Origin of the sequence: Streptomyces sp. NPDC047917 (assembly GCF_043204345.1) — a bacterium.
In the GTDB taxonomy this organism is placed as follows: Bacteria; Actinomycetota; Actinomycetes; order Streptomycetales; family Streptomycetaceae; genus Streptomyces; species Streptomyces sanglieri.
Genome location: NZ_JBIDCA010000007.1, coordinates 152362 through 171514 on the forward strand (window position 1 = coordinate 152362; position 19153 = coordinate 171514).

Genomic DNA, 19153 nt, shown 5'->3' on the forward strand with positions numbered 1-19153 from the left:
ACGTTACTGCGCCTTCGGCGCCCCCGTCCCGTGCCGGGACCTGGCCCGCGTCAGCGGGTAGCAGGCGAGGCCGATGAGCACGGCGGTGAAGTGGCCGAGGTCGGTGAAGGTGCGGCCGGTGACGAGGGGGATGCCGTAGAAGACGAGTACGGCGAAGAGGTACACGTACCGCCAGGGCTGCGGGATGCGGTACGTGAGCACGGCAATGACCCCCGCGAGCGCGTAACTGACACCGACATCGAGGGTGTTCGCCGCCGACCAGGGCACGTGCCCGTGCCGGATCGCCCAGGCCAGTACGCCTTCGCTGACGAGGGAGGCGAGGACGTGTGCCAGTACGACGACGGCGAGCCAGCGCAGGGTGCCGAGCCAGCGCTCGGCGGGGGCGTGGAAGACGGTGTACAGCACGGCGTAGGGGATCCAGCGGCCGCCGTCGATCCAGAACGCGCTGGTGACCAGGACGCGCAGCGGGTCCTGGGTGAGTTCGTGGATGTTGGTCGAGCGCTGGCGCAGGAAGTCCTCCTCGAAGTCCGGTGACATCTGGTGGACGATGACCGTGGTGACGAAGAGCGCGACCAGCCAGATGTACGTGCCGGGTGCGCTGCGGATCCATGATCCGATGCTGCGGAGCCACGAGCCGGCGGCGGGGCGTTGCCGGGTGGGCGGTGCGGGGCTGCTCGGAGTCATATCCGATTGACGCACGGCCCGGTGATCGTCGGCGTGATCGACATTCCGGACGGGGTGCCGACGGAGCGGGTCGGTTCGGCGGGCCGTTCGGCGGTCGGTTCGGTGGGACGTCCGGCAGGCGAGTCGGCAGGCGGTTCGTCGAGCAGGCCGGTGGGCGGTCTCAGATCTGCCTGAGGCCGGGCCTTCTGGCCGTGGTGCGGCTGGGGTTCCGGTCGGTGGCGCGGGCGGGGTTCCGGTCGGTGGCGCCGCTGGGGTCCCGGGCCGTGGTGTGCGCTGGGTCCTGGGCCGTGGTGTGGGCGGGCCGGGGCTCGGACGCTCCGAGGGCGAGCACGGCCGCTTCCAGACCGCTGTTGAACGACACCTCGCTGAGCAGTCCGGGCGCCGCGACCTGGTCGCCCGCGAGATAGACGCCGTCGCCGCGGTCGATCGCGGGCCGGTCGCGCCAGGTGGTGCCGGGCCGGTCCACCGCGCCGGTGCGGCCCCGGGAGACGGACTCCCGCCGCCATTCGGTGCGCTCGCGCCAGCCCGGGTGGCCGAGGTCGAGCAGTTCCTCGGCGCGGGCGATACCGACGGCCCTGGGCTCGTCGGGGGCCAGCGGGAACTGGCCCTGGACGAGCTGCTGTCCGGCGGGGGCGAGGGTGCGGTCCTGGGCGCTGAAGCGTTCGATCCAGCCGGGGGCGTCGAGGTCGGACACGGCGAAGGCGTCGCCGCGCCGGGTCCGCAGGGCCAGGTCGATGAGCGCGGTACGGCCGCTGTCCCAGGTCAGTGCGGGGTCGCCGAGCAGCGCGCGGGCCGCGTCGAGCGAGGTGGCGACGATCACCGGGCCCTGCCGGGCCAGGGCGTCGAGCCCGTCGGCGTCCACGCGGGACGCCGTCTCGATCCGGACGCCGAGGTTCCAGGCGTGGGCGGCCATCCGGTCGATGACCTGGGCCCAGCCGCCGACGGGGTAGCGGGCCTCGGGCGGCAGTGCGGCGGCGCGGCGCAGCCGTTCCTGGACGAACGCGGCGGAGAGCGAGCCGGGGTCGTGGTGGTAGAGCGCCACGGCGGCGTAGTGCGCGGCCAGGCGGGCGGCCTCCTCGCCGGCCCGGCCGGTGGCCCAGGTGCGGAAGTCGGTGTCCACGGGGGCGTGTTCGGCCCTGAGCCGGCCGAGGCGGACGAGGGAGAGGGGCGGGGTGCGGCGCAGGGTGCCGCCGAGGCGGAAGCGGAGCCGGGTGCCTTCGAGGGGCGGGACGCCGACGACCGGGCCCAGCAGTCCCCGCCGGTCGAGCCAGGTCCAGTGGGGGCCGCGGCGGTAGAGGGCGTGCGGTCCTTCGTTGGTGCGGTACGGGCCCTCGGCGGTCCTGGCCCGGCCGCCGAGGGTGTGGTGGGCCTCGTGGAGGGTCACCAGGGCACCGGACTCGGCGGCGGTGATCGCCGCGGTGAACCCGGCGAGGCCGCCGCCGACGATGTGGATGCGCTGCATGTGTTCGGTCTCCTTCACTGACGGACGCCGATGGGCGCCTCGGGCGGACGTGCCTTCGGACGCCGACGGGCGCTCCGGGCCGACGTTCCTTCGGGCGCTGTCGGGCGCTGTTGAGTACGGGACGGTTCGCGGGGGCGCGTCTGTGACATCGGGGCGGGGGCGTTGTCAGTGGCATGGGTCACGATGGGGGGCATGGCACGCAGCAACAGCAGCAGGAAGACGGACACCATCGCGGCGGCCCGGCGGCCGGAGGTGCGGCTCCCACCGCTCGTTCCGTACGACGGGGGAGGGCTGGAGCCGGACGGCGACTACGACGGTGTGCGGTTCGACGGGGCCGATCTCGCGGACGAGTCGGGCCCGGGGGCCCGGTTCATGGACTGCGCGCTGGACGGCTGCGCCCTGGACCGCACGGAGCTGGTCAGGGCCCGTTTCATCGATTCGGTGCTGACCGGCGTACGGGGCGTGGGCACCGACCTCGCGGGGGCGTCGCTGCGCGATGTGGAGGTGGTGGACGCACGGCTGGGCGGGGTGCAGCTGCACGGTGCGGTGCTGGAGCGGGTGCTGGTGCGCGGCGGGAAGATCGACTACCTGAATCTGCGGAAGGCGCGGCTGAAGGACGTGGTCTTCGAGGGCTGTGTGTTGTCCGAGCCGGATTTCGGGGACGCGCAGCTGGTGCGGGTGGAGTTCCGCGACTGTGTGCTGAAGCGGGCCGACTTCAGCTCCGTACGGATGGAGTCGGTGGACCTGCGCACGGTCGCCGAGCTGGACATCGCGCGTGGGGTGGAGCGGCTGGCCGGCGCGGTGATCAGCCCGGCCCAGCTGATGGAGCTGGCGCCGGCGTTCGCGGCGCAGATCGGCGTGCGGGTGGAGGCGTAGTCCGCCGGGCCGGACGCGCGGTTCGGATACGGGGGAAGCGAGCCTGGGGGCCCGGACCACGGGGTCCGGATACGGGGGAGCGGGTCCGGGGGGCCCGGACCACAAGGTTCAGTTACGAGGGGAGTGGGGTCCGGCAGCCCGGATCACGGGGTTCGGTTACGAGGGAAGTGGGCCTGGGGGGACCCGGATCACGGGGTTCAGATGCGGGGGAAGCGGGCCTGGAGGTCCCGGATCACGGGGTTCGGTTACGAGGGAAGTGGGCCTGGGGGGCCCGGATCACGGGGTTCAGGTGCGGGGGAAGCGGGCCTGGAGGTCCCAGATCACGGGGTTGTCGGCGAGGCCCTCGTGCATGTCGGCGAGGTCGGCGATCAGGTCGTGCAGGAAGTCGCGGGCCTCGCGACGCAGCAGCGAGTGGCTGAAGGTGAGCGGGGGTTCCTCGCCGGGCATCCAGTCGGCCTCGACGTCGACCCAGCCGAAGCGGCGCTCGAAGAGCATCCGGTCGGACGACTCGGTGAAGTCCAGCTCGGCGAACTGCTGCCGGTGCGAGCGGTTGCCGCGCGGGTCCTGGTCGATCTGCTCGACGATGTCGCACAGCGCCCACGCGAAGTCGAGCACCGGCACCCATCCCCAGGCTGTGGACACCTCGCGGTCCTCCTTGGTGTCCGCGAGGTAGACGTCCCCGGAGAACAGATCGTGCCGCAGGGCGTGGACGTCCGCGCGGCGGTAGTCGGTCTGCGGAGGATCGGGGAAGCGCCGGGAGAGGGAGTAGCCGATGTCGAGCACGCTTCGATGGTGTCATGCCCGAAGGCGCGCCCGCGCCGGGAGGCCGCGGGCCCTACGGCAGCAGCCGCTGCTCCTTCGCCACGGCCACGGCGCCCGCCCGGGTGTCGACGCCGAGCTTGTCGTAGATCCGGCCGAGGTGGGTCTTGACCGTGGCCTCGCTGATGAACAGGGCGCGGGCGATGTCGCGATTGCCCAGGCCCTGGGAGAGCTGGGCCAGGATGTCGAGCTCGCGGTCGGTGAGGGTGGGCAGGGGCTTGCGCATCCGGGCCATGACCCGGCTGGCCACCGGCGGGGAGAGCGTCGTACGGCCCTGGGCCGCCGAGCGGATCGCGGCGAAGAGCTCCTCGGGGCGTTCGGCCTTCAGCAGATAGCCGGTGGCGCCCGCCTCGATGGCCCGGGTGATGTCGGCGTCCGTGTCGTACGTGGTGAGGACCAGCACATGGACGCCGGTGGCGGAGATGCGGCGGGTGGCCTCCACGCCGTCGATGCCCTCACCGAGCTGGAGGTCCATCAGGACGACGTCCGGGGTGAGCTTGGCGGCCAGGGCGACCGCCTCCTCGCCGCTGCCGGCCTCGCCGACGACCTCGATGTCCGGTTCGCTGCCGAGGAGGGCGAGAAGGCCGGCGCGTACGACGACGTGGTCGTCGCAGAGCAGGATGCGTACGGGCGGCGTCGCGGTCATACGAGGTCCTCCGTGGCGGTCGGCGGGGCGGTGGCGGTGAGGGGGACGGCGGCGGACAGCACCGTACCCTCGCCCGGCACCGACTCGATCGTCAGAGTGCCGCCGAGCTGGTGCAGCCGGGCCCGGATGGCGGGCAGCCCGTGACCGCGCACGCTGCCGGCGGTCCCGGTGCGTTCGGCGGGTACGAAGCCCTGCCCGTTGTCGGCGATGTCCAGGACCACCCGGTCGTCGAGATGGGTCAGGGTCAGTGCCGCCTCCGTCGCGTTCGCGTGCTCCTTCACATTGGCCAGTGCGCCCTGTGCGATGCGCAGCAGTGCGGACTGAACCCGGTCCGGCAGCGCGGTGTGCCGTTCGCCCTCCACATGGCAGCGGACGGTGAGCCGCCCCTGTCCCTGCGCCGTCTCGCGGGTGGCCAGCGCGTGCAGGGCCGCCTCCAGGCCGCCGCCCGCCGCGAGATCGGCCGGCGCGAGGTCGTGGACGAAGCGGCGGGCCTCGGCGAGGTTGCGTTCCGCGATGCCGGTGGCCGTACGGACGTGGCGGCGGGCGGTCGCCGGGTCGGCGTCCCAGGTGCGGTCGGCGGCCTGGAGCAGCATCTGCTGGCTGGACAGGCCCTGCGCGAGGGTGTCGTGGATCTCCATGGAGAGCCGCTGGCGTTCGGCGAGGGTTCCCTCGCGGCGTTCGGTGGCGGCCAGTTCGCGGCGGGTGCGCAGCAGGTCGTCGATGAGTTCGCGCTGCCGCTCGGACAGCTCGCGCTGGCGCTCGGCCTGGCGCTGCATATGGACGAAGACCGCCGTCGCGACCGCCGCGACGGCGGGCGGGGCGAGCACCAGATTCGGGTCGAAGCCCTCGGCCAGCCGGAGCTGGGCGGCGACGACGAACAGCGTGAGCAGGGCGACCAGCGCGAGCGCGGCGCGCGGCGGCAGGATGCGCAGCCCGGTGAAGAAGAGCGGCACCGCGCACCACGCGAAGCTCGGCGCGAGGACGACCAGCACCATCCACACGGCGACCAGCACCCCCAGCCACACCAGGGAGCGGGGCGTCGGGCGCGAGCCGAGCACCGGCCCGATCACGTACAGCACGGCGATGGCGACGGAGAGCGCGATGATCCACGGGGTGCGGGCCTCGCCGGGGTGGCGCAGCAGGAAGCGGGTGAGCGAGGCGCCGAGCAGCAGGAAGAACGCGGCGTGCATCAGAGCCGTGAGCCACCGGGCGTCCGGGTCGCCGGCCCGGTCCCGGACCGCGCTCCCGGGCGTCCTGCCCGCTCCCCGGGCCAGGTCCGTGTCCATGCCCGCGCCGGGCGCCGGTCGGCTTCGGTGCTTCACGTCGTACCTCTCGCTCCTCACCGCCAGCGGCGCCGCCGAGCTGCACGGATGTCCCCATGGTCACCCCGGGCGGCCGCCCCCGCATCAACCGATCGGCTGATGGGGCCGTCGACCGTCCCGCCCGCGGCGTCGAGCCGGTCCGTCGACAGTGCGGTGCCGCACGCGGCCGGAGGATTGGACCCGGGGCCGAACGAGCTCGTCCACCGCCCCACAGACCCTGATCCACCGCTGCTGAGGAGCCCACCATGAAGAAGCTGTCGCTGCGCACTCGCGTCCTGACCGGTGCCGTCGCCGTCGCCGCCCTCGGCGCGGGCACCTTCGGCGCCATGTCCGCCAACGCCTCCACCCCGGCCGCCGCCCCCGCCGCCGCCGTCAGGGCCGACGCCGCGAACGACAACCTTCAGCAGACCACCCACCTGACCGTGGCCGCCGCGACCAAGGCCGCGAAGGCGACCCTCGACGCCGCGAAGAAGGAGAACCAGCGCGTCTCCGTCGCCGTCGTCGACCGCAACGGCAACACCGTCGTCACCCTGCGCGGCGACGGCGCCGGCCCGCAGTCCTACGACGCGGCCCAGAAGAAGGCGTTCACCGCCGTCTCCTGGAACGCCCCCACCTCCGAGCTCGCCAAGCGCCTGGTCAACGCCCCCACCCTGAAGGACATCCCCGGCACCCTGTTCCTCGCCGGCGGCGCCCCGGTCCAGGTCAGCGGCGCCCCGATCGCCGGCATCGGCGTGGCCGGCGCCCCGAGCGGCGACCTGGACGAGAAGTTCGCCCAGGCCGGCGTCGCCTCCCTCGCCCGGTAGCGGGGAGCCCGCCCCGTCGAGCACACCCCCGCGACAGGAGTACGAGATGAACGCCCTCGATCGACAACTGCTCGATGCCGCACGCACCGGTGACACCAACCGGGTGCGGTCCGCGATCGAGGGCGGCGCCCGGGTCGGCTGCCGCGACGAGGAGTTGCGCACCCCGCTGCTCCTCGCCGTCCACGGCGACCATGTCGAGGCCGCCCGGCTGCTGGTCGCGGCGGGCGCGGACCCCAACGCCCAGGACCGGCGCGAGGAGAGCCCCTGGCTGGCGACCGGGGTCACCGGCAGCGTCCGGATGCTGCATGTGCTGCTGCCCGCCGGCCCCGATCTGAAGCTCCGCAACCGCTTCGGCGGCATCGTGCTGATCCCGGCGAGCGAGCGCGGCCACGCCGCCTACGTGCGGGAGCTGCTCCGGGTCACCGACATCGACGTCGACCACGTCAACCGGCTGGGCTGGACGGCCCTGCTGGAGGCCGTGATCCTCGGCGACGGCGGCCGCGCGCACCAGGAGGTCGTCGGGCTCCTGCTGGCGGCCGGTGCGAACGTGGACCTGCCGGACGGCGACGGGACGACCGCGCTGGAGCACGCGGAGCGCCGCGGCTTCGCGGACATCGCCGCACTGCTGCGGGACGCCCGGTGAAGGCGCGCCACGCGGTGGTGGCACTCGCTGCGGCCTCGGTCCTCGCGGGCTGCGCGGGCGGCGCCCCGGCCTCCCCGGCCACGCCCCGTACGCCGGACAACGCCCCGGCTCCCCCGGCCCCGTCCTCCGCCCCGTCGAAGCCCTCCGCCGCGGCCACCCCGCACGGCACGCTCCTCGTCGCCGACTTCGGCGCCGACACCGTGACCTTCGTCGACCCGGACCCCGGCCACGACCGGCACACGCTCGGCTCGGTCGAGGTCGGCACCGCCCCCTACGGCCTCGTCGTCGACGACGGGGGCATCGCCTGGGTGGCGACCGCCGAGGGCGTCGCGGTCGTCGACACGGCGACCCGCACCCGCCTCACCCGGATCCCGTACGAGACGCGGACCGGCCCCGTCACGACCGGCGAGTACCGGGGCGGCGGCATGGGCATCGCCCTGGCCCCCGACGGCCGGCACGTCTACGTCGGCGTCAACGTGCCCGGCCGCGACGGCGTGCTGGAGATCGTCGACACCGCGGCCCACGAGGTGACCGGCACGGTCCCGGTGGGCCGCCGCCCCTTCGACGTGGACGTCTCGCCGGACGGCACCGAGGTGTACGCCACCGGCCACGACTCCTTCGACGTCACGGCGGTGGACACGGCCGACCGGACGACCCGGCGCTTCGAGGTCGCCCCGTACGGCACCGAGGGCGGCCTCGGCTCCTGGCTGAAGCCGCACTACGCCGTGGTGCGCCCCGACGGCAGGCTGTTGCTGCCCTTCGAGGGCGAACGGCTCGTGGTCCTCGATCCGCGCACCGGGCGGAGCACCGTCGAGCCGATGACCGCCGACACCCACCAGCACGGCGCGACGCTCGCCCCCGACGGCACCCTCCTCGTCGTCGGCACCGGGCCGATCCTCTCCGACGACCGGGGCCCGTCGCTGACCGTCCGTACCCCCGCGGGCTCCGAGCGGGTCGTGCCGCTGGACGGGCCGCACGAGGACGTGACGGTCTCCGACGACGGCCGGACGGCGTACGTCACCGAGGGCTTCACCCGCGACGGGTACGGCAACGGCATCACCGTCGTCGACCTCACCGGCGGGAAGCGGCCGTTCGAGGTGGTCGCCGGCGCCCGCCCGCTGGGCATCGCGGTCCTCTGAATCCGCTCGGCGACATCCCCCGAATCGGACGTTCCGTACCTGGGGCCGCCCTTTAGGATCGCCGATGTGGATCAGCGAACACCCGTACGCCGCACGGCTCGTGCCGCCGCTCTCGTCCTGCTGGTGCTGACGACGTCCACCGGCTGCACCGGCGGCGTCGCGGGCAGCCCCGGTGCCGCCGGTCTGCGGGACCCGTACTTCCCGAAGCTCGGCAACGGCGGCTACGACGTCACGCACTACGACCTCGTGCTCGATGCGGACCCGGCCGCCCACCGGCTGAGCGGCACCGCCACGATCACCGCGCGGGCCACCCAGGACCTCAGCGCCTTCAACCTCGACCTGGACGGACTCACCGTGCGCTCCGCGACCGTCGAGGGCCGCCCCGCCGCGGTCAACCGGGCGGGCCACGAGCTGACGCTGCGCCCGGACGCCGGGGTCGGCGACCGTCTGCGCAAGGGCCGCACCTTCCGTACGGTGGTCCGCTACTCGGGCTCCCCGAAGACCATCACCGATCCCGACGGGTCGAAGGAGGGCTGGCTGAGGACCGCGGACGGCTCGGTCGCGCTCGGCGAACCGACCGGCTCGATGGCCTGGTTCCCCGGCAACAACCACCCCAGCGACAAGGCGTCGTACGACATCGCCGTCACCGTCCCCGCGGGGCTGACGGCGGTGTCCAACGGCGAGCTGGTCTCCCGGCGGGGTTCGGGCGCCACCACCACCTTCCGCTGGCACGTCCCCGAACCGATGGCGAGTTATCTCGCGACCGTCGCCATCGGCCGCTTCGACACGAAGTCGTCGACCACCGAGGACGGCATCGAGGTGTTCACCGCCGCGGACACGACGGTGGCGAAGGACAGCGCGCGGATCCTCGCCCGGGTTCCCGAGGTCGTGAAGTGGGAGGCGGAGCGGTTCGGCCCGTACCCCTTCTCCGCCACGGGCGCGGTCGTCGAGCGCCACGGGGACGCCGGGTACGCCCTGGAGACGCAGAACCGGCCCTTCTTCCCCGGGCCGCCGGACGCCGGGCTGCTCGTCCACGAGATGGCCCACCAGTGGTTCGGGGACTCGGTCACGCCCGCGAGCTGGCGCGACATGTGGCTCAACGAGGGCTTCGCGACCTACGCGGAGTGGCTGTGGGAGGCCGACAAGGAAGGTGTCCCGATCCAGGACCTGTTCGACGCCGCCTTCGAGGACGACGACAACTGGGCCTTCCCGCCCGCCGATCCGCCGACGGCCGCGGACATCTCGCAGGCGCCGGTCTACGGGCGGGGGGCGATGGTCGTCCACAAGATCCGCCAGGCCGTGGGCGACGACAGACGGTTCTTCGCCCTCGTCAAGGGCTGGACGAAGGCACACCGGCACGGCAACGCGTCGACCGCCGACTTCACCGCCTACGCGGAGAAAACGACCGGCAAGGATCTGACGGAGCTGTGGGGCACCTGGCTGTACGGCAGGAGCCGGCCCGCCCCGAAGGACTGACCGGCTCCCGGATCACCGCGCTGTTCGGGCTACTTCACGTTGACGCCGCTCCAGGCGGCCTGGACGGAGGCGAGCTCGGCGCTGTCCGCGCCGTACAGGTCGGTCGCCGCCTTCTCGGTCGCCTCACGGGCGCCCGCGTAGTCGGTGGACGACGTCATGTACTCGGAGAGGGCCTTGTACCAGACCTGGACGGCCTTGTCCCGGCCGATGCCGGTGACGGTCGAGCCGTCGGAGGTCGGGGAGTCGTAGTCGACCCCGTTGATGGTCTTCGCGCCGCTGCCCTCGGACAGCAGGTAGAAGAAGTGGTTGGCGACGCCGGAGGAGTAGTGCACGTCGAGGTCGCCGACGCTGCTGTCCCAGTAGTCGGCCGAGCCGCCGTCCTTGCTCGGCTCGTCCATGTAGCGCAGCGGGGTGCCGTCGCCGTTGATGTCGATCTCCTCGCCGATGAGGTAGTCGCCGACATCGGTGCTGTTGTTGGCGGCGAACTCGACCGAGGTGCCGAGGATGTCGCTGGTCGCCTCGTTCAGGCCGCCGGACTCGCCGAAGTAGTCGAGGTTGGCGGTGGACGCGGTCAGGCCGTGGCTCATCTCGTGGCCCGCGACGTCGAGGGCGGTCAGCGCGCTCTTGTTGTCGGCGCCGTCGCCGTACGTCATGCAGAAGCAGCTGTCGTCCCAGAACGCGTTGACGTACGCGTCGCCGTAGTGGACCCGCGAGTACGCGGCCTTGCCGTCACCGGCGATGCCGTCGCGGCCGAACGCCGACTTGTAGAAGTCCCAGGTCTGCGCGGCGCCGTAGGCGGCGTCGACCGCGGCGGTCTGGCGGTCGTTGCCGGTGCCGTCGCCCCAGGTGTCGTCGTCGTCCGTGACGAGGTCACCGGTGCCGCTCTCGCCCTGGTTGAGGTCGTAGGTCTTGTGGCCGCCGCGGTCGCCGTCGGTCAGCTCGAAACCGGAACCGGACGCGGTCGTCGACAGCTCGACCTCGCCGCTGTACTGGCTGTTGCCGACACCGGTCTCGACCGCCTCGTAGCTCTGGAGCTTCTTGCCGGTGATCGCGTCGGTGATGGTGTGCAGCCGGCTCGGCGTGCCGTCCTTCTGCTTGCCGGTCTTCACCGTCTCCAGGGCGAGGACGGGCTTGCCCGAGCCCGCCCAGATCACCTTGCGGGCGGCGGCCGCGGTCTTGATCTTCGGGGTCGTGGACGGCACCGATATCCGGGCCTTGGTCGCCTTGGTGACGCCCTTGAGCTTTCCGCCGGGGGCGGTGTGGGTGACGAGGTCGCCGCCGAGGACGGGCAGGCCGTCGTAGGTGCGCTCGTAGCGGGTGTGGACGGTGCCGTCGGCGTCCTTGATCACATCGCGGACGACCAGCTTCTCCTTGCCGCCGAGACCGAGCGAGTCGGCGGTGGCGGAGGCGTCGCTCTGTGCCGACTTGATGGCGGCGGTGCGCACCGAGGCCTTGTTCGCGCTGAAGGGGACAACGCTGCGAGTGGCGGAGGGAGCGTCATTTCCGTTGTCCGGCACGGCGTTCGCCGCACCGGTCTGCATGCCTACGACGACCATCGCGGCCACGGCGGCCAGGGCTGCGGCGCGACGGGTGTTCATGTGGGGGGTCATGCGTTCTCCGTTGCTCGTTCCGTGGGGGGTTACGAGCCGAGAGCGTGCCACTGAATGAGCGACATTGACGGAGTGCTAACAATTACCTCACATTTATTTGACTAGTTCTTGTCCGAATGGAATACACATGTGTCCGTTAATCGGCGGGAGTTGGGCGTTCGTGTCCGATGAGGACGCATACCGGATGGTGTGCACGGATCCGTTCGCGGCGCGCACACAGAAGCCCCCGGCCGTAACGGCCGGGGGCTCGTGAGGTGGTGCCGGTGTGTCAGAGGTTGACGCCGAAGTCCTGCGCGATGCCGCGCAGGCCGGAGGCGTAACCCTGGCCGACGGCGCGGAACTTCCACTCCGCGCCGTTGCGGTACAGCTCGCCGAAGACCATGGCGGTCTCGGTGGCGGCGTCCTCGCTCAGGTCGTAGCGGGCGAGCTCGGTTCCGCCGGCCTGGTTGATGATGCGGATGAACGCGTTGCGCACCTGGCCGAAGTTCTGGCTGCGGGTCTCGGCGTCGTAGATCGAGACCGGGAAGACGATCTTGTCGACGTCGGCCGGCAGACCCGCCAGGTTGACGTTGATCTGCTCGTCGTCGCCCTCGCCCTGGCCCGTGACGTTGTCACCGGTGTGGACGATGGTCTGGTCGGGCGTCGACTTGTTGTTGAAGAAGACGAAGTGGCCGTCCGAGACGACCTTCCCGGCGGGGTTGACCGCGATCGCCGAGGCGTCGAGGTCGAAGTCGGTGCCGGTGGTGGTGCGGACGTCCCAGCCGAGGCCCACCGTGACGGCGGTCAGGCCCGGGGCCTCCTTGGTGAGGGAGACGTTGCCGCCCTTGGACAGGCTTACAGCCATGGGAAGTCCCTTTCATCGTCGATCGCGGGCTTCGTGCCATCACGAAGCTACCGTCACAGGTCATAACGCGGGCAGAGGACCGGGAGGTTCCTGCTCCCTTTGCTTTCTTTACCTGAATGCTCCGGACGGCCCGACCGGCGGTACCGCAAAAGAAGGTGACGAACACCCTCCGGTGCGGGGAACATGGGTGTCATGTCCGGGCCCTATGTCATCCGCGGTTCGGTCTCCCTGCCGGAGGCCGAGCTCATGTGGCGTTTCTCGCGGTCCTCGGGGCCCGGCGGGCAGCACGTCAACACCAGCGACTCCCAGGTGGAGCTCCGCTTCGACCTCGCGGCGACCGAGTCGCTCCCCGAGGTGTGGAAGGAACGGGCGCTCCAGCGACTGGAGAGCAGGCTCGTGGGCGGGGTGCTCTCGGTACGCGCCTCCGAGCACCGGTCCCAGTGGCGCAACCGCGAGACGGCTCTCGTACGGCTCGCCTCGCTGCTCGCCGAGGCGACGGCGCCGCCCCCGCGGCCGCGGCGCAAGACCAGGATCCCCCGGGGCATCAACGAACGGCGGCTGCGCGAGAAGAAGCAGCGCGGCGAGACCAAGCGGGGCCGCTCCAACCGCGACTGGTGACGGTCCCGGCCCGGCCCCCGCGGTGACGGTCCCGGTGCGCCCCCGTACCGATTCCCGCGCCCGCGCCCGCGCCCGTTCTCACTCCAGCTTCCGGTACCGCCCCCGGAAGTACGTCAGCGGCGAACCGTCCCCGCTGGGCAGGGCCGCGCTCAGCACCCGGCCGATCACCAGCGTGTGGTCACCGGCCACGACCCGCTGCTCGGTACGGCACTCCAGGGTCGCGAGCGCCCCTCCGACCAGCGGCGCGGCGCTGACCTCGCCCCGGGTGTAGGGGATGTCCTCGAACAGCAGCCGGTCGCTGATCCGGCCCTTCATCGCGAACCGCCCGGCGATGTGCCGCTGGCTCTCGGCGAGCACCGACACCGCCCACAGCGGCTGCTCCGACAGCAGGTCGTCCATCCGGGAGTCGTTGCGCAGGCTGACCATCACCAGCGGCGGGTCCAGCGACACGGACATGAAGGCGGTCGCCGTCATGCCGACGTCCTCGCCGCGCCCGTTCTCGTCCAGCGGCGGCTCCTGGGCGGTGATCAGCACGACACCGGCGGCCAGCCGGGCGAGGGCGCCTCGGAACTCATCGTTGCTCACCCCCTCAGCATGGGGGATGGGCCGGGGACGCGGGGCGGGGGTCTTCGTCTGCTGCAACACACCGGGCACGCTAATCGCGCCGCGCGCGCCCGCGCATCGGGCCAGGGGACCAGTCGGGTCCTAGGACCCGCGGTCCGCCCGGGCACCGCAACGTACGGATTTGCGTTCAGGAAAAGGACGGCGCGAATTCGCGGGCCACTCCCAACCCTTCACCATCTGTTGTGACTTGAGTCACAGAGTGCAATATTTGTTGACCCTGTGTACCGACTGCGCAGCTCACTGTGATTCAGTGGCCGTGACACTGCAGTAAGTACGTCGATATGAAACCTGGAGTGCTGTCGAGGTCTCGGGGAGTGCGAGCAATGGAGGCCGAGTCGGAGCCGTACGTCCGTCTTGCGACGATGCGGCAGCTGCACCAGGCCGTCGCCGATCTCAACACGGCGCGGAGCCTGGCCGACACGCTGCAGACCGTCGCGGACGGAATCGTCAACGGTCTCGGCTACGAGCTGGCCTGCGTGAACCTGGTCCGCCCCGACGGCGATCTCGTCGTCGCCGCCTTCGCGGGCAACAGCGCGGCCGAGGCCCTGATCACCGGCCGGGTCGGCTCACGCACCTCCTGGGAGCGCCGCCTGTCGATGGGGCAGACCTGGGACGAGCTCCGTTTCATACCGCACACCGACGGCTGGGTCCTCCTCGACGACGACGTACCGCAGTGGCACACCGACGGGCCGGACCCCCGCTTCGAGGACGAGTGGCACCCCCAGGACCGGCTCTACGCCCCGATGTACGCGTCCGGCGGCGGCGCCGATCTGCTCGGCGTGATTTCCGTGGACCGCCCGCGCAACGGCCGCCGCCCCGGCGCCTGGGGCCGCGAGGCACTCCAGATGTACGCGTCGCAGGCGGCCATTGCGATCAGCAACGCCCGGCTGCGAGCAAACATGCAGCGGGCGCTGGTCCGGCTGGAGCGGGAACAGCAGGCGCTGCGGGCCAGCGAGGAGTCCTTCCGTCAGGCGTTCGAGTACGCGCCCAGCGGCATGGCCATCGCCGAGATGGGCGGCGACCAGCACGGCCGGCTGCTGCGCACCAACGACGCGCTGTGCCGGCTGCTCGGCCGCCCCGCGTCCGTCCTGCGCCGCTATTCCTTCGCCGACCTGGTCCATCCCGAGGACATCGGCACGCTGCTGCGCACCTCCGCCGAGGGCGGGCGCGCCGAGCTGCGGCTCGGGCGGCGGGACGGCACCTACCTCTGGGTCTCGCTGCGCAACTCCGTCGTCGCCGACACCGCCGACGGCCCGCGTTTCCTGCTCACCCACGTCGAGGACATAGAGGAGCGCAAGCGCCACGAGCTGCATCTGGCGCACCGCGCCTCGCACGACGCGCTGACCGGCCTGCCCAACAGCGCCGAGCTGCGCTCCCGGCTGAGCGCCCGGCTCTGCGAGCGCCCGAACGCGGCGGTGACCACCCCGGTGGAGGCGCTGGACGCGGCCTACGGCGACATCGACGACCCGGACGCGCGGACCCACGGCTACGAGGTGGACCCGGCGCCCGGCGGCCCGTACGACCACCATGTGCACTCCGTCGCACCCGACACCGAGCACGACGACGGGGCGAAGGGTCTCGCGGTGCTCTTCTGCGACCTCGACGGCTTCAAGTCGATCAACGACCGCTTCGGCCACCACACCGGTGACGCCGTGCTGATCGAGGTCGCCCGGCGGCTCACCACCTGTGTCCGCGACGGCGACACCGTGGCCCGGCTCGGGGGTGACGAATTCGTCGTCCTGGCCGACGGGCTCGGCGACGCGGACGCCGCGGACCTGGCCGTACGCCTGCGTAACGCCATCATTCCGCCCATCCGGGTCGACGGCCGGGCGGTGCGGGTGGGGGCGAGCTTCGGCATCGGCTGGGCCGCCTGCGGGATGACGGCCGAAGAGGTGCTGCGCTCCGCGGACCAGCGGATGTACGTGGAGAAGCGGTCGCGGTCGAAGGTTCACCGCAGGGCCGGCTGACGTTCACGGCGGCGCGGCCCCGGTGCTCCGCCGGGGTTCCGGTACCCCCGTCGGCAATTCTCGGTGTGGTCCGTTCGGGGTAGGCTCGGCCGGTCGGCCACGGCTGGCAATATCAGGCGACGGCTGGCGACATGGTGAGGAGTGACCCAGGGATGACGGCCGGCAACAACGGCACAAACAAGCCCGAGGACGACGATCCGTTCGGCTACCTGTACGAGGACGGACAGGCGGCGGGCGCCCAGCCGCCGAGGCAGGGCGGCTACGGCTACCCGGGACCGGCGGCCTCGCAGCCAGGTGTGCCCAGGACCTCGTACAACCAGGTACGCACCGTCGGCGAGCGCCAGTACGGCCAGCAGGTGCCGCAGCAGCCGTACGGCCAGCAGCAGGGATATGGCCAGCAGCAGGCGTACAACCAGCCGAACGCGCAGTACGCCGCCCCCGAGACGTATCCCGGCGCCAACACGCAGGTGACGCAGCAGGGCGGCCGCGGCCGGTCCGGCGGTTCCTCCGGCGGCGGACCGAACACCAAGGGCCTGCTGATCGCCGCGGTCGCGGTGGTCCTGGTCGTGCTCATCGGGATCGGCGCCGCGCTGCTCACCGGTGACAAGGACAAGGACAAGAAGAAGGACGAGGCCACCTCCTCGGCGGGCCCCGGCAACCAGGTCGAGGAGTCCCCGAAGCCCGAGCAGTCCGCCAGCTCCGATGCCCCGGCCGATCTGCCCGAGCAGGACGCGGCGACGCTGAAGCTCGGCGGTCCGGCGGTGGTCAGCCAGTCGGTCAAGGGCGCGGACGGCCCGAACGGCTCGTACGTCACGGGCTTCAACGCGGTCGGCGCATCCGTGACGTGGAAGGCGACGATGAAGGAGGAGGGCAAGTACCGCTTGACGGTGCGCTATGCGATTCCCGCCAAGGACGCCAACGCAACGCTGACGGTGAACGGGAAGCCCAATTCGCAGCCCATCGGTCTCAAGAACTTCATCCACTCGTCCGACCCGGAGTGGGAGAAGAACTGGCAGACCACCTGGGCGCCGGTCGACCTGATCAAGGGTGAGAACGAGGTCAGCATCTCGTGCCAGGACGGGAATCAGTGCGACGTGATTCTGGACTGGCTGAAGGTCACTCCTGAGCACGGATAGCTCATTGAGGGCGAACGCTCTGCGGCCTCTCCCGGTGTCCGAGCCCGGGAGGGGCCGCGTGAGCACCCTCACCCGGGCCGGGGCCGTCCGCAGCCGGTGACGAGCGCCGCCTCGGCCCCACCGGAACGGCGAGGCCGATCATCCGCAGGTTTCAACGCCCGTAACGCCTTGGCCTGAAGTCATTCCCGGTCGCTTCGAGCCGTCCCGATTCTTCCCGCCCCGGGAATGCCCTGGCCGGGCGGATGGCCCTCCCGTGCTCGACGGCCTCGACACCGGCGTCACCTGCCCTCGCCCTGCGCGGCGATGGCTGGTTCTTCGTATACGGCGGACCTCTCGGGCGAGTCGGACGCGTGGCCCGCAGGGCAGGTTCGACTTTTCGGGGGCTGCTTCACGCGCTGCTCGGGTGGTGCTCGGGTGGTGCTCCGAAACCGGGGGCCGGGGGCACCCGGCCCCCGGCCCGGGACACCGGACTCGGAACTCTGCTGCTCGGCGCGCGCGACGCGCCGGGTGCCGCGGTCAGCCCATCAGGGCCAGGAATCCCGCCACCGTCGCGGCCATCGCCTCGCGCCCCGGGGCGATGTACTTCCTCGGGTCCACGCCCGTGGTGTTCTCGGCCAGGTACGCCCGCACCGCGCCGGTGAACGCGGTGTTCAGCGCCGTGCCCACGTTGATCTTGACCATGCCGGAGGAGGCGACGGCCCGGCGGATCTCCTCGTCCGGGACGCCGCTGGAGCCGTGCAGCACCAGCGGTACCGGGACGGCGTCGCGGAGCCGGCCGATCAGCTCGTGGTCCAGGGCGGCGGTGCGCTCGGTCATGGCGTGCGAGGAGCCGACCGCGACGGCCAGCGCGTCGACGCCGGTGTCGCGGACGTACGCGGCGGCCTCGGCCGGGTCGGTACGGACACCGGGGGCGTGGGCGTCGAGCGGGGCCTCGCCCTCCTTGCCGCCGACCTTGCCGAGCTCGGCCTCGATCCAGATGCCGTGCTCGTGGCCCCAGGCCACCGCGGCGGCCGTGGCCCGCACGTTCTCCTCGTAGGGCAGCTTGGAGGCGTCGAACATGACGGAGCCGAAGCCCTCGGTGTGCGCCTGGTGCAGCAGCTCCACGGACTCGACGTGGTCGAGGTGGAGGGCGAGCGGGGCACTGGACGCGCGGGCCACGGCGGCGGCCGCGGCGGCGATCGCGGAGAGCCGTCCGCCGTGGAACTTCACGGCGTTCTCCGAGATCTGGAGGATGGCGGGCGCTCCGGCGCGCTCCGCGCCGGCCGCGATGGCCTCCGCGTGCTCCAGCGTGATGACATTGAAGGCGGCGATCCCGCGTCCCTCGGCCTGGGCGGCGGAGACGAGTTCACCGGTGCTGACGAGCGGCATGCTGACCTCTTGCTACTTCTTTCGAACCAGCGATCGCGCGGGTTCGGGACGGGCGCGGCCTATCGGGCCGCCGGTGCGTGTTCCTCGATTCCGACGCGCGGCAGCAGCTCCTCGTACGCCGCGCGGTCGAAATCACCGGCCGTCGGGGAGAGCACGGTCGCCGTCGACAGTGCCACCGCCCGTCGCAGCCGGTCCGGCCAGCTCAGCCCCTCGACGAGTCCGGACAGCAGCCCGGCCACCGCGGAGTCGCCCGCGCCGGTCGGGTTGCCCAGGACCCTGGCGGGCGGCGCTGCCTGCCAGACCCCGTCGGGGGTGACCGCCAGCATGCCGTCCGGGCCCAGTGAGGCGATGACCCCGTGCGCGCCGCGGCGGCGGGCGTCGCGGGTGGCGCGCATCGGTTCGCGGGACCCGGTGAGCTGGGCGAGCTCGTCGGCGTTCGGCTTGATCAGGTCGGGGCGGGCGGCGATGCCCCGGCGCAGCGGTTCGCCGCTGGTGTCCAGGAGTACCGGGACGCCGGCGGTGCGGGCCGACCGGACCAGTTCGGCGTAGGCGCCGACGTGGATGCCGGGCGGCAGGCTGCCGCAGAGCGCGACGGCGTCGGCCCCGGCGAGGAGCTCCTCGTACCGGCCGAGGAGGGCGGCCCATTCGTCGGCGCTGACGAGCGGACCGGGTTCGTTGAGCTGGGTGGTGTCGCCGGTGGTCCGGTCCACGACGGCGATGGTGCGGCGGGTGTTCCCGGCGACGGTGACGAGGGCGTCGGTGATGGGCGCGGGGGCGGTCGCCGCGGGGGCGGCACCGGGCTCGGGCGCGTCCGTGCCGCCCGGGCCGTGCGGGGCGTCCGGGCCGCCGGGCTCCTGTGGTGACAGGCCGGCCAGCAGCTCACGGAGCGCTGTCCCGGTGGCGCCTCCGGCGAACCCGGTGACCACGGTCCGGTGGCCGAGCGCGGAGAGCACCCGGGCCACGTTCAGCCCCTTGCCGCCGGGTCGCTCGGACATCTCGCTGACGCGGTGGCTGGCGTGCGGGACGAGTTCCGGGACGCCGTACGTCAGGTCGAGTGCCGTATTCAGTGTGACCGTGAGGATCACCGCGGCCGCTCCCTCGATCCCTGCTCCGAAG

Annotated in this window: 17 protein-coding genes and 1 pseudogene; 8 read left to right on the forward strand and 10 right to left on the reverse strand. The window is 72.3% G+C overall.

All coding sequences use genetic code 11. The features are described from left to right. Window positions 1-3: 3 nt before the first annotated feature. Together ACGF8B_RS18480 and ACGF8B_RS18485 are read right to left on the reverse strand one after the other, a co-directional pair. Window positions 4-684 (reverse strand): rhomboid-like protein, encoded by a 681-nt coding sequence (locus ACGF8B_RS18480; RefSeq protein ID WP_392739565.1) that lies wholly within the window; start codon window positions 682-684, stop codon window positions 4-6. Between the two features lie 307 nt (window positions 685-991). Continuing rightward, window positions 992-2146, reverse strand: a pseudogene (locus ACGF8B_RS18485) (NAD(P)-binding protein); the annotation flags it as partial. A 192-nt stretch (window positions 2147-2338) separates the two neighbouring features. On the opposite strand from ACGF8B_RS18485, the gene ACGF8B_RS18490 reads away from it, so the two are divergent. Beyond that, window positions 2339-3022: a pentapeptide repeat-containing protein gene (locus tag ACGF8B_RS18490; protein WP_392739567.1), complete on the forward strand. Its 684-nt coding sequence runs from the start codon at window positions 2339-2341 to the stop codon at window positions 3020-3022. A 285-nt stretch (window positions 3023-3307) separates the two neighbouring features. Here ACGF8B_RS18490 and ACGF8B_RS18495 read toward each other — a convergent pair whose 3' ends face one another. From ACGF8B_RS18495 to ACGF8B_RS18505, 3 genes are read right to left on the reverse strand one after another with little or no spacing between them, the layout of a single operon-like run. Continuing rightward, window positions 3308-3805: a hypothetical protein gene (locus ACGF8B_RS18495; RefSeq protein WP_392739569.1), complete on the reverse strand. Its 498-nt coding sequence runs from the start codon at window positions 3803-3805 to the stop codon at window positions 3308-3310. A 52-nt stretch (window positions 3806-3857) separates the two neighbouring features. Then, entirely contained in the window at window positions 3858-4487 is a 630-nt protein-coding gene (locus ACGF8B_RS18500; protein ID WP_385818349.1) for a response regulator, read from the reverse strand. After that, window positions 4484-5773 (reverse strand): sensor histidine kinase, encoded by a 1290-nt coding sequence (locus ACGF8B_RS18505; RefSeq protein ID WP_392740117.1) that lies wholly within the window; start codon window positions 5771-5773, stop codon window positions 4484-4486. The genes ACGF8B_RS18500 and ACGF8B_RS18505 overlap by 4 nt, the downstream gene beginning before the upstream one ends. Before the next feature lie 281 nt (window positions 5774-6054). Here ACGF8B_RS18505 and ACGF8B_RS18510 point away from each other — a divergent pair, with 281 nt between their 5' ends. The 4 genes from ACGF8B_RS18510 (at window position 6055) to ACGF8B_RS18525 (ending at window position 9870) form a co-directional block, all read left to right on the forward strand. Continuing rightward, on the forward strand, window positions 6055-6612 hold the full coding sequence (locus ACGF8B_RS18510; RefSeq protein WP_392739571.1) for a heme-binding protein: 558 nt from the start codon (window positions 6055-6057) through the stop codon (window positions 6610-6612). A gap of 46 nt (window positions 6613-6658) precedes the next feature. Then, the gene (locus ACGF8B_RS18515; RefSeq protein WP_392739573.1) at window positions 6659-7255 is read left to right on the forward strand and encodes an ankyrin repeat domain-containing protein; all 597 of its coding nucleotides are present in this window, start codon (window positions 6659-6661) and stop codon (window positions 7253-7255) included. A 14-nt stretch (window positions 7256-7269) separates the two neighbouring features. Further along, window positions 7270-8394 carry a beta-propeller fold lactonase family protein gene (locus ACGF8B_RS18520; protein WP_392739575.1) on the forward strand — a complete coding sequence of 375 codons (1125 nt, stop codon included), beginning with the start codon at window positions 7270-7272 and terminating at the stop codon, window positions 8392-8394. Between the two features lie 66 nt (window positions 8395-8460). Further along, entirely contained in the window at window positions 8461-9870 is a 1410-nt protein-coding gene (locus ACGF8B_RS18525) for a M1 family metallopeptidase (protein WP_392739577.1), read from the forward strand. A 29-nt stretch (window positions 9871-9899) separates the two neighbouring features. Here ACGF8B_RS18525 and ACGF8B_RS18530 read toward each other — a convergent pair whose 3' ends face one another. Then, entirely contained in the window at window positions 9900-11480 is a 1581-nt protein-coding gene (locus ACGF8B_RS18530; protein ID WP_392739579.1) for a M4 family metallopeptidase, read from the reverse strand. A 268-nt stretch (window positions 11481-11748) separates the two neighbouring features. Next, complete coding sequence (locus tag ACGF8B_RS18535; protein WP_327369042.1) at window positions 11749-12324, reverse strand: TerD family protein; 576 nt, start codon at window positions 12322-12324, stop codon at window positions 11749-11751. A 183-nt stretch (window positions 12325-12507) separates the two neighbouring features. On the opposite strand from ACGF8B_RS18535, the gene arfB reads away from it, so the two are divergent. After that, the gene (gene arfB, locus ACGF8B_RS18540) at window positions 12508-12942 is read left to right on the forward strand and encodes an alternative ribosome rescue aminoacyl-tRNA hydrolase ArfB (RefSeq protein WP_342284415.1); all 435 of its coding nucleotides are present in this window, start codon (window positions 12508-12510) and stop codon (window positions 12940-12942) included. Window positions 12943-13020: 78 nt separating this feature from the next. Here the strand turns inward: arfB and ACGF8B_RS18545 are convergent, their stop codons facing one another. Next, on the reverse strand, window positions 13021-13527 hold the full coding sequence (locus ACGF8B_RS18545; RefSeq protein ID WP_392739581.1) for a flavin reductase family protein: 507 nt from the start codon (window positions 13525-13527) through the stop codon (window positions 13021-13023). Between the two features lie 362 nt (window positions 13528-13889). Between ACGF8B_RS18545 and cdgB the strand changes: the two genes are divergently transcribed. Together cdgB and ACGF8B_RS18555 are read left to right on the forward strand one after the other, a co-directional pair. Then, on the forward strand, window positions 13890-15533 hold the full coding sequence (cdgB, locus tag ACGF8B_RS18550) for a diguanylate cyclase CdgB (RefSeq protein WP_392739583.1): 1644 nt from the start codon (window positions 13890-13892) through the stop codon (window positions 15531-15533). A gap of 152 nt (window positions 15534-15685) precedes the next feature. Continuing rightward, window positions 15686-16669 carry a CBM35 domain-containing protein gene (locus tag ACGF8B_RS18555; protein WP_392739585.1) on the forward strand — a complete coding sequence of 328 codons (984 nt, stop codon included), beginning with the start codon at window positions 15686-15688 and terminating at the stop codon, window positions 16667-16669. Window positions 16670-17185: 516 nt separating this feature from the next. Here ACGF8B_RS18555 and ACGF8B_RS18560 read toward each other — a convergent pair. Then, window positions 17186-18037 carry a ketose-bisphosphate aldolase gene (locus tag ACGF8B_RS18560; RefSeq protein ID WP_392739587.1) on the reverse strand — a complete coding sequence of 284 codons (852 nt, stop codon included), beginning with the start codon at window positions 18035-18037 and terminating at the stop codon, window positions 17186-17188. A gap of 59 nt (window positions 18038-18096) precedes the next feature. Beyond that, window positions 18097-19122 carry a 1-phosphofructokinase family hexose kinase gene (locus tag ACGF8B_RS18565; protein WP_392739589.1) on the reverse strand — a complete coding sequence of 342 codons (1026 nt, stop codon included), beginning with the start codon at window positions 19120-19122 and terminating at the stop codon, window positions 18097-18099. Window positions 19123-19153 lie beyond the last annotated feature (31 nt).

What these genes read in the sequence shown, in the direction of transcription:
- ACGF8B_RS18510 (WP_392739571.1), top strand. Translation starts at nt 6,055, where the DNA reads ATGAAGAAGCTGTCGCTGCGCACTCGCGTCCTGACCGGTGCCGTCGCC.
- ACGF8B_RS18490 (WP_392739567.1), top strand. Translation starts at nt 2,339, where the DNA reads ATGGCACGCAGCAACAGCAGCAGGAAGACGGACACCATCGCGGCGGCC.
- ACGF8B_RS18480 (WP_392739565.1), bottom strand. Translation starts at nt 684, where the DNA reads ATGACTCCGAGCAGCCCCGCACCGCCCACCCGGCAACGCCCCGCCGCC.
- ACGF8B_RS18530 (WP_392739579.1), bottom strand. Translation starts at nt 11,480, where the DNA reads ATGACCCCCCACATGAACACCCGTCGCGCCGCAGCCCTGGCCGCCGTG.
- ACGF8B_RS18515 (WP_392739573.1), top strand. Translation starts at nt 6,659, where the DNA reads ATGAACGCCCTCGATCGACAACTGCTCGATGCCGCACGCACCGGTGAC.
- ACGF8B_RS18505 (WP_392740117.1), bottom strand. Translation starts at nt 5,773, where the DNA reads ATGGACACGGACCTGGCCCGGGGAGCGGGCAGGACGCCCGGGAGCGCG.
- ACGF8B_RS18560 (WP_392739587.1), bottom strand. Translation starts at nt 18,037, where the DNA reads ATGCCGCTCGTCAGCACCGGTGAACTCGTCTCCGCCGCCCAGGCCGAG.
- ACGF8B_RS18555 (WP_392739585.1), top strand. Translation starts at nt 15,686, where the DNA reads ATGACGGCCGGCAACAACGGCACAAACAAGCCCGAGGACGACGATCCG.
- arfB (WP_342284415.1), top strand. Translation starts at nt 12,508, where the DNA reads ATGGGTGTCATGTCCGGGCCCTATGTCATCCGCGGTTCGGTCTCCCTG.
- ACGF8B_RS18535 (WP_327369042.1), bottom strand. Translation starts at nt 12,324, where the DNA reads ATGGCTGTAAGCCTGTCCAAGGGCGGCAACGTCTCCCTCACCAAGGAG.
- cdgB (WP_392739583.1), top strand. Translation starts at nt 13,890, where the DNA reads ATGGAGGCCGAGTCGGAGCCGTACGTCCGTCTTGCGACGATGCGGCAG.
- ACGF8B_RS18500 (WP_385818349.1), bottom strand. Translation starts at nt 4,487, where the DNA reads ATGACCGCGACGCCGCCCGTACGCATCCTGCTCTGCGACGACCACGTC.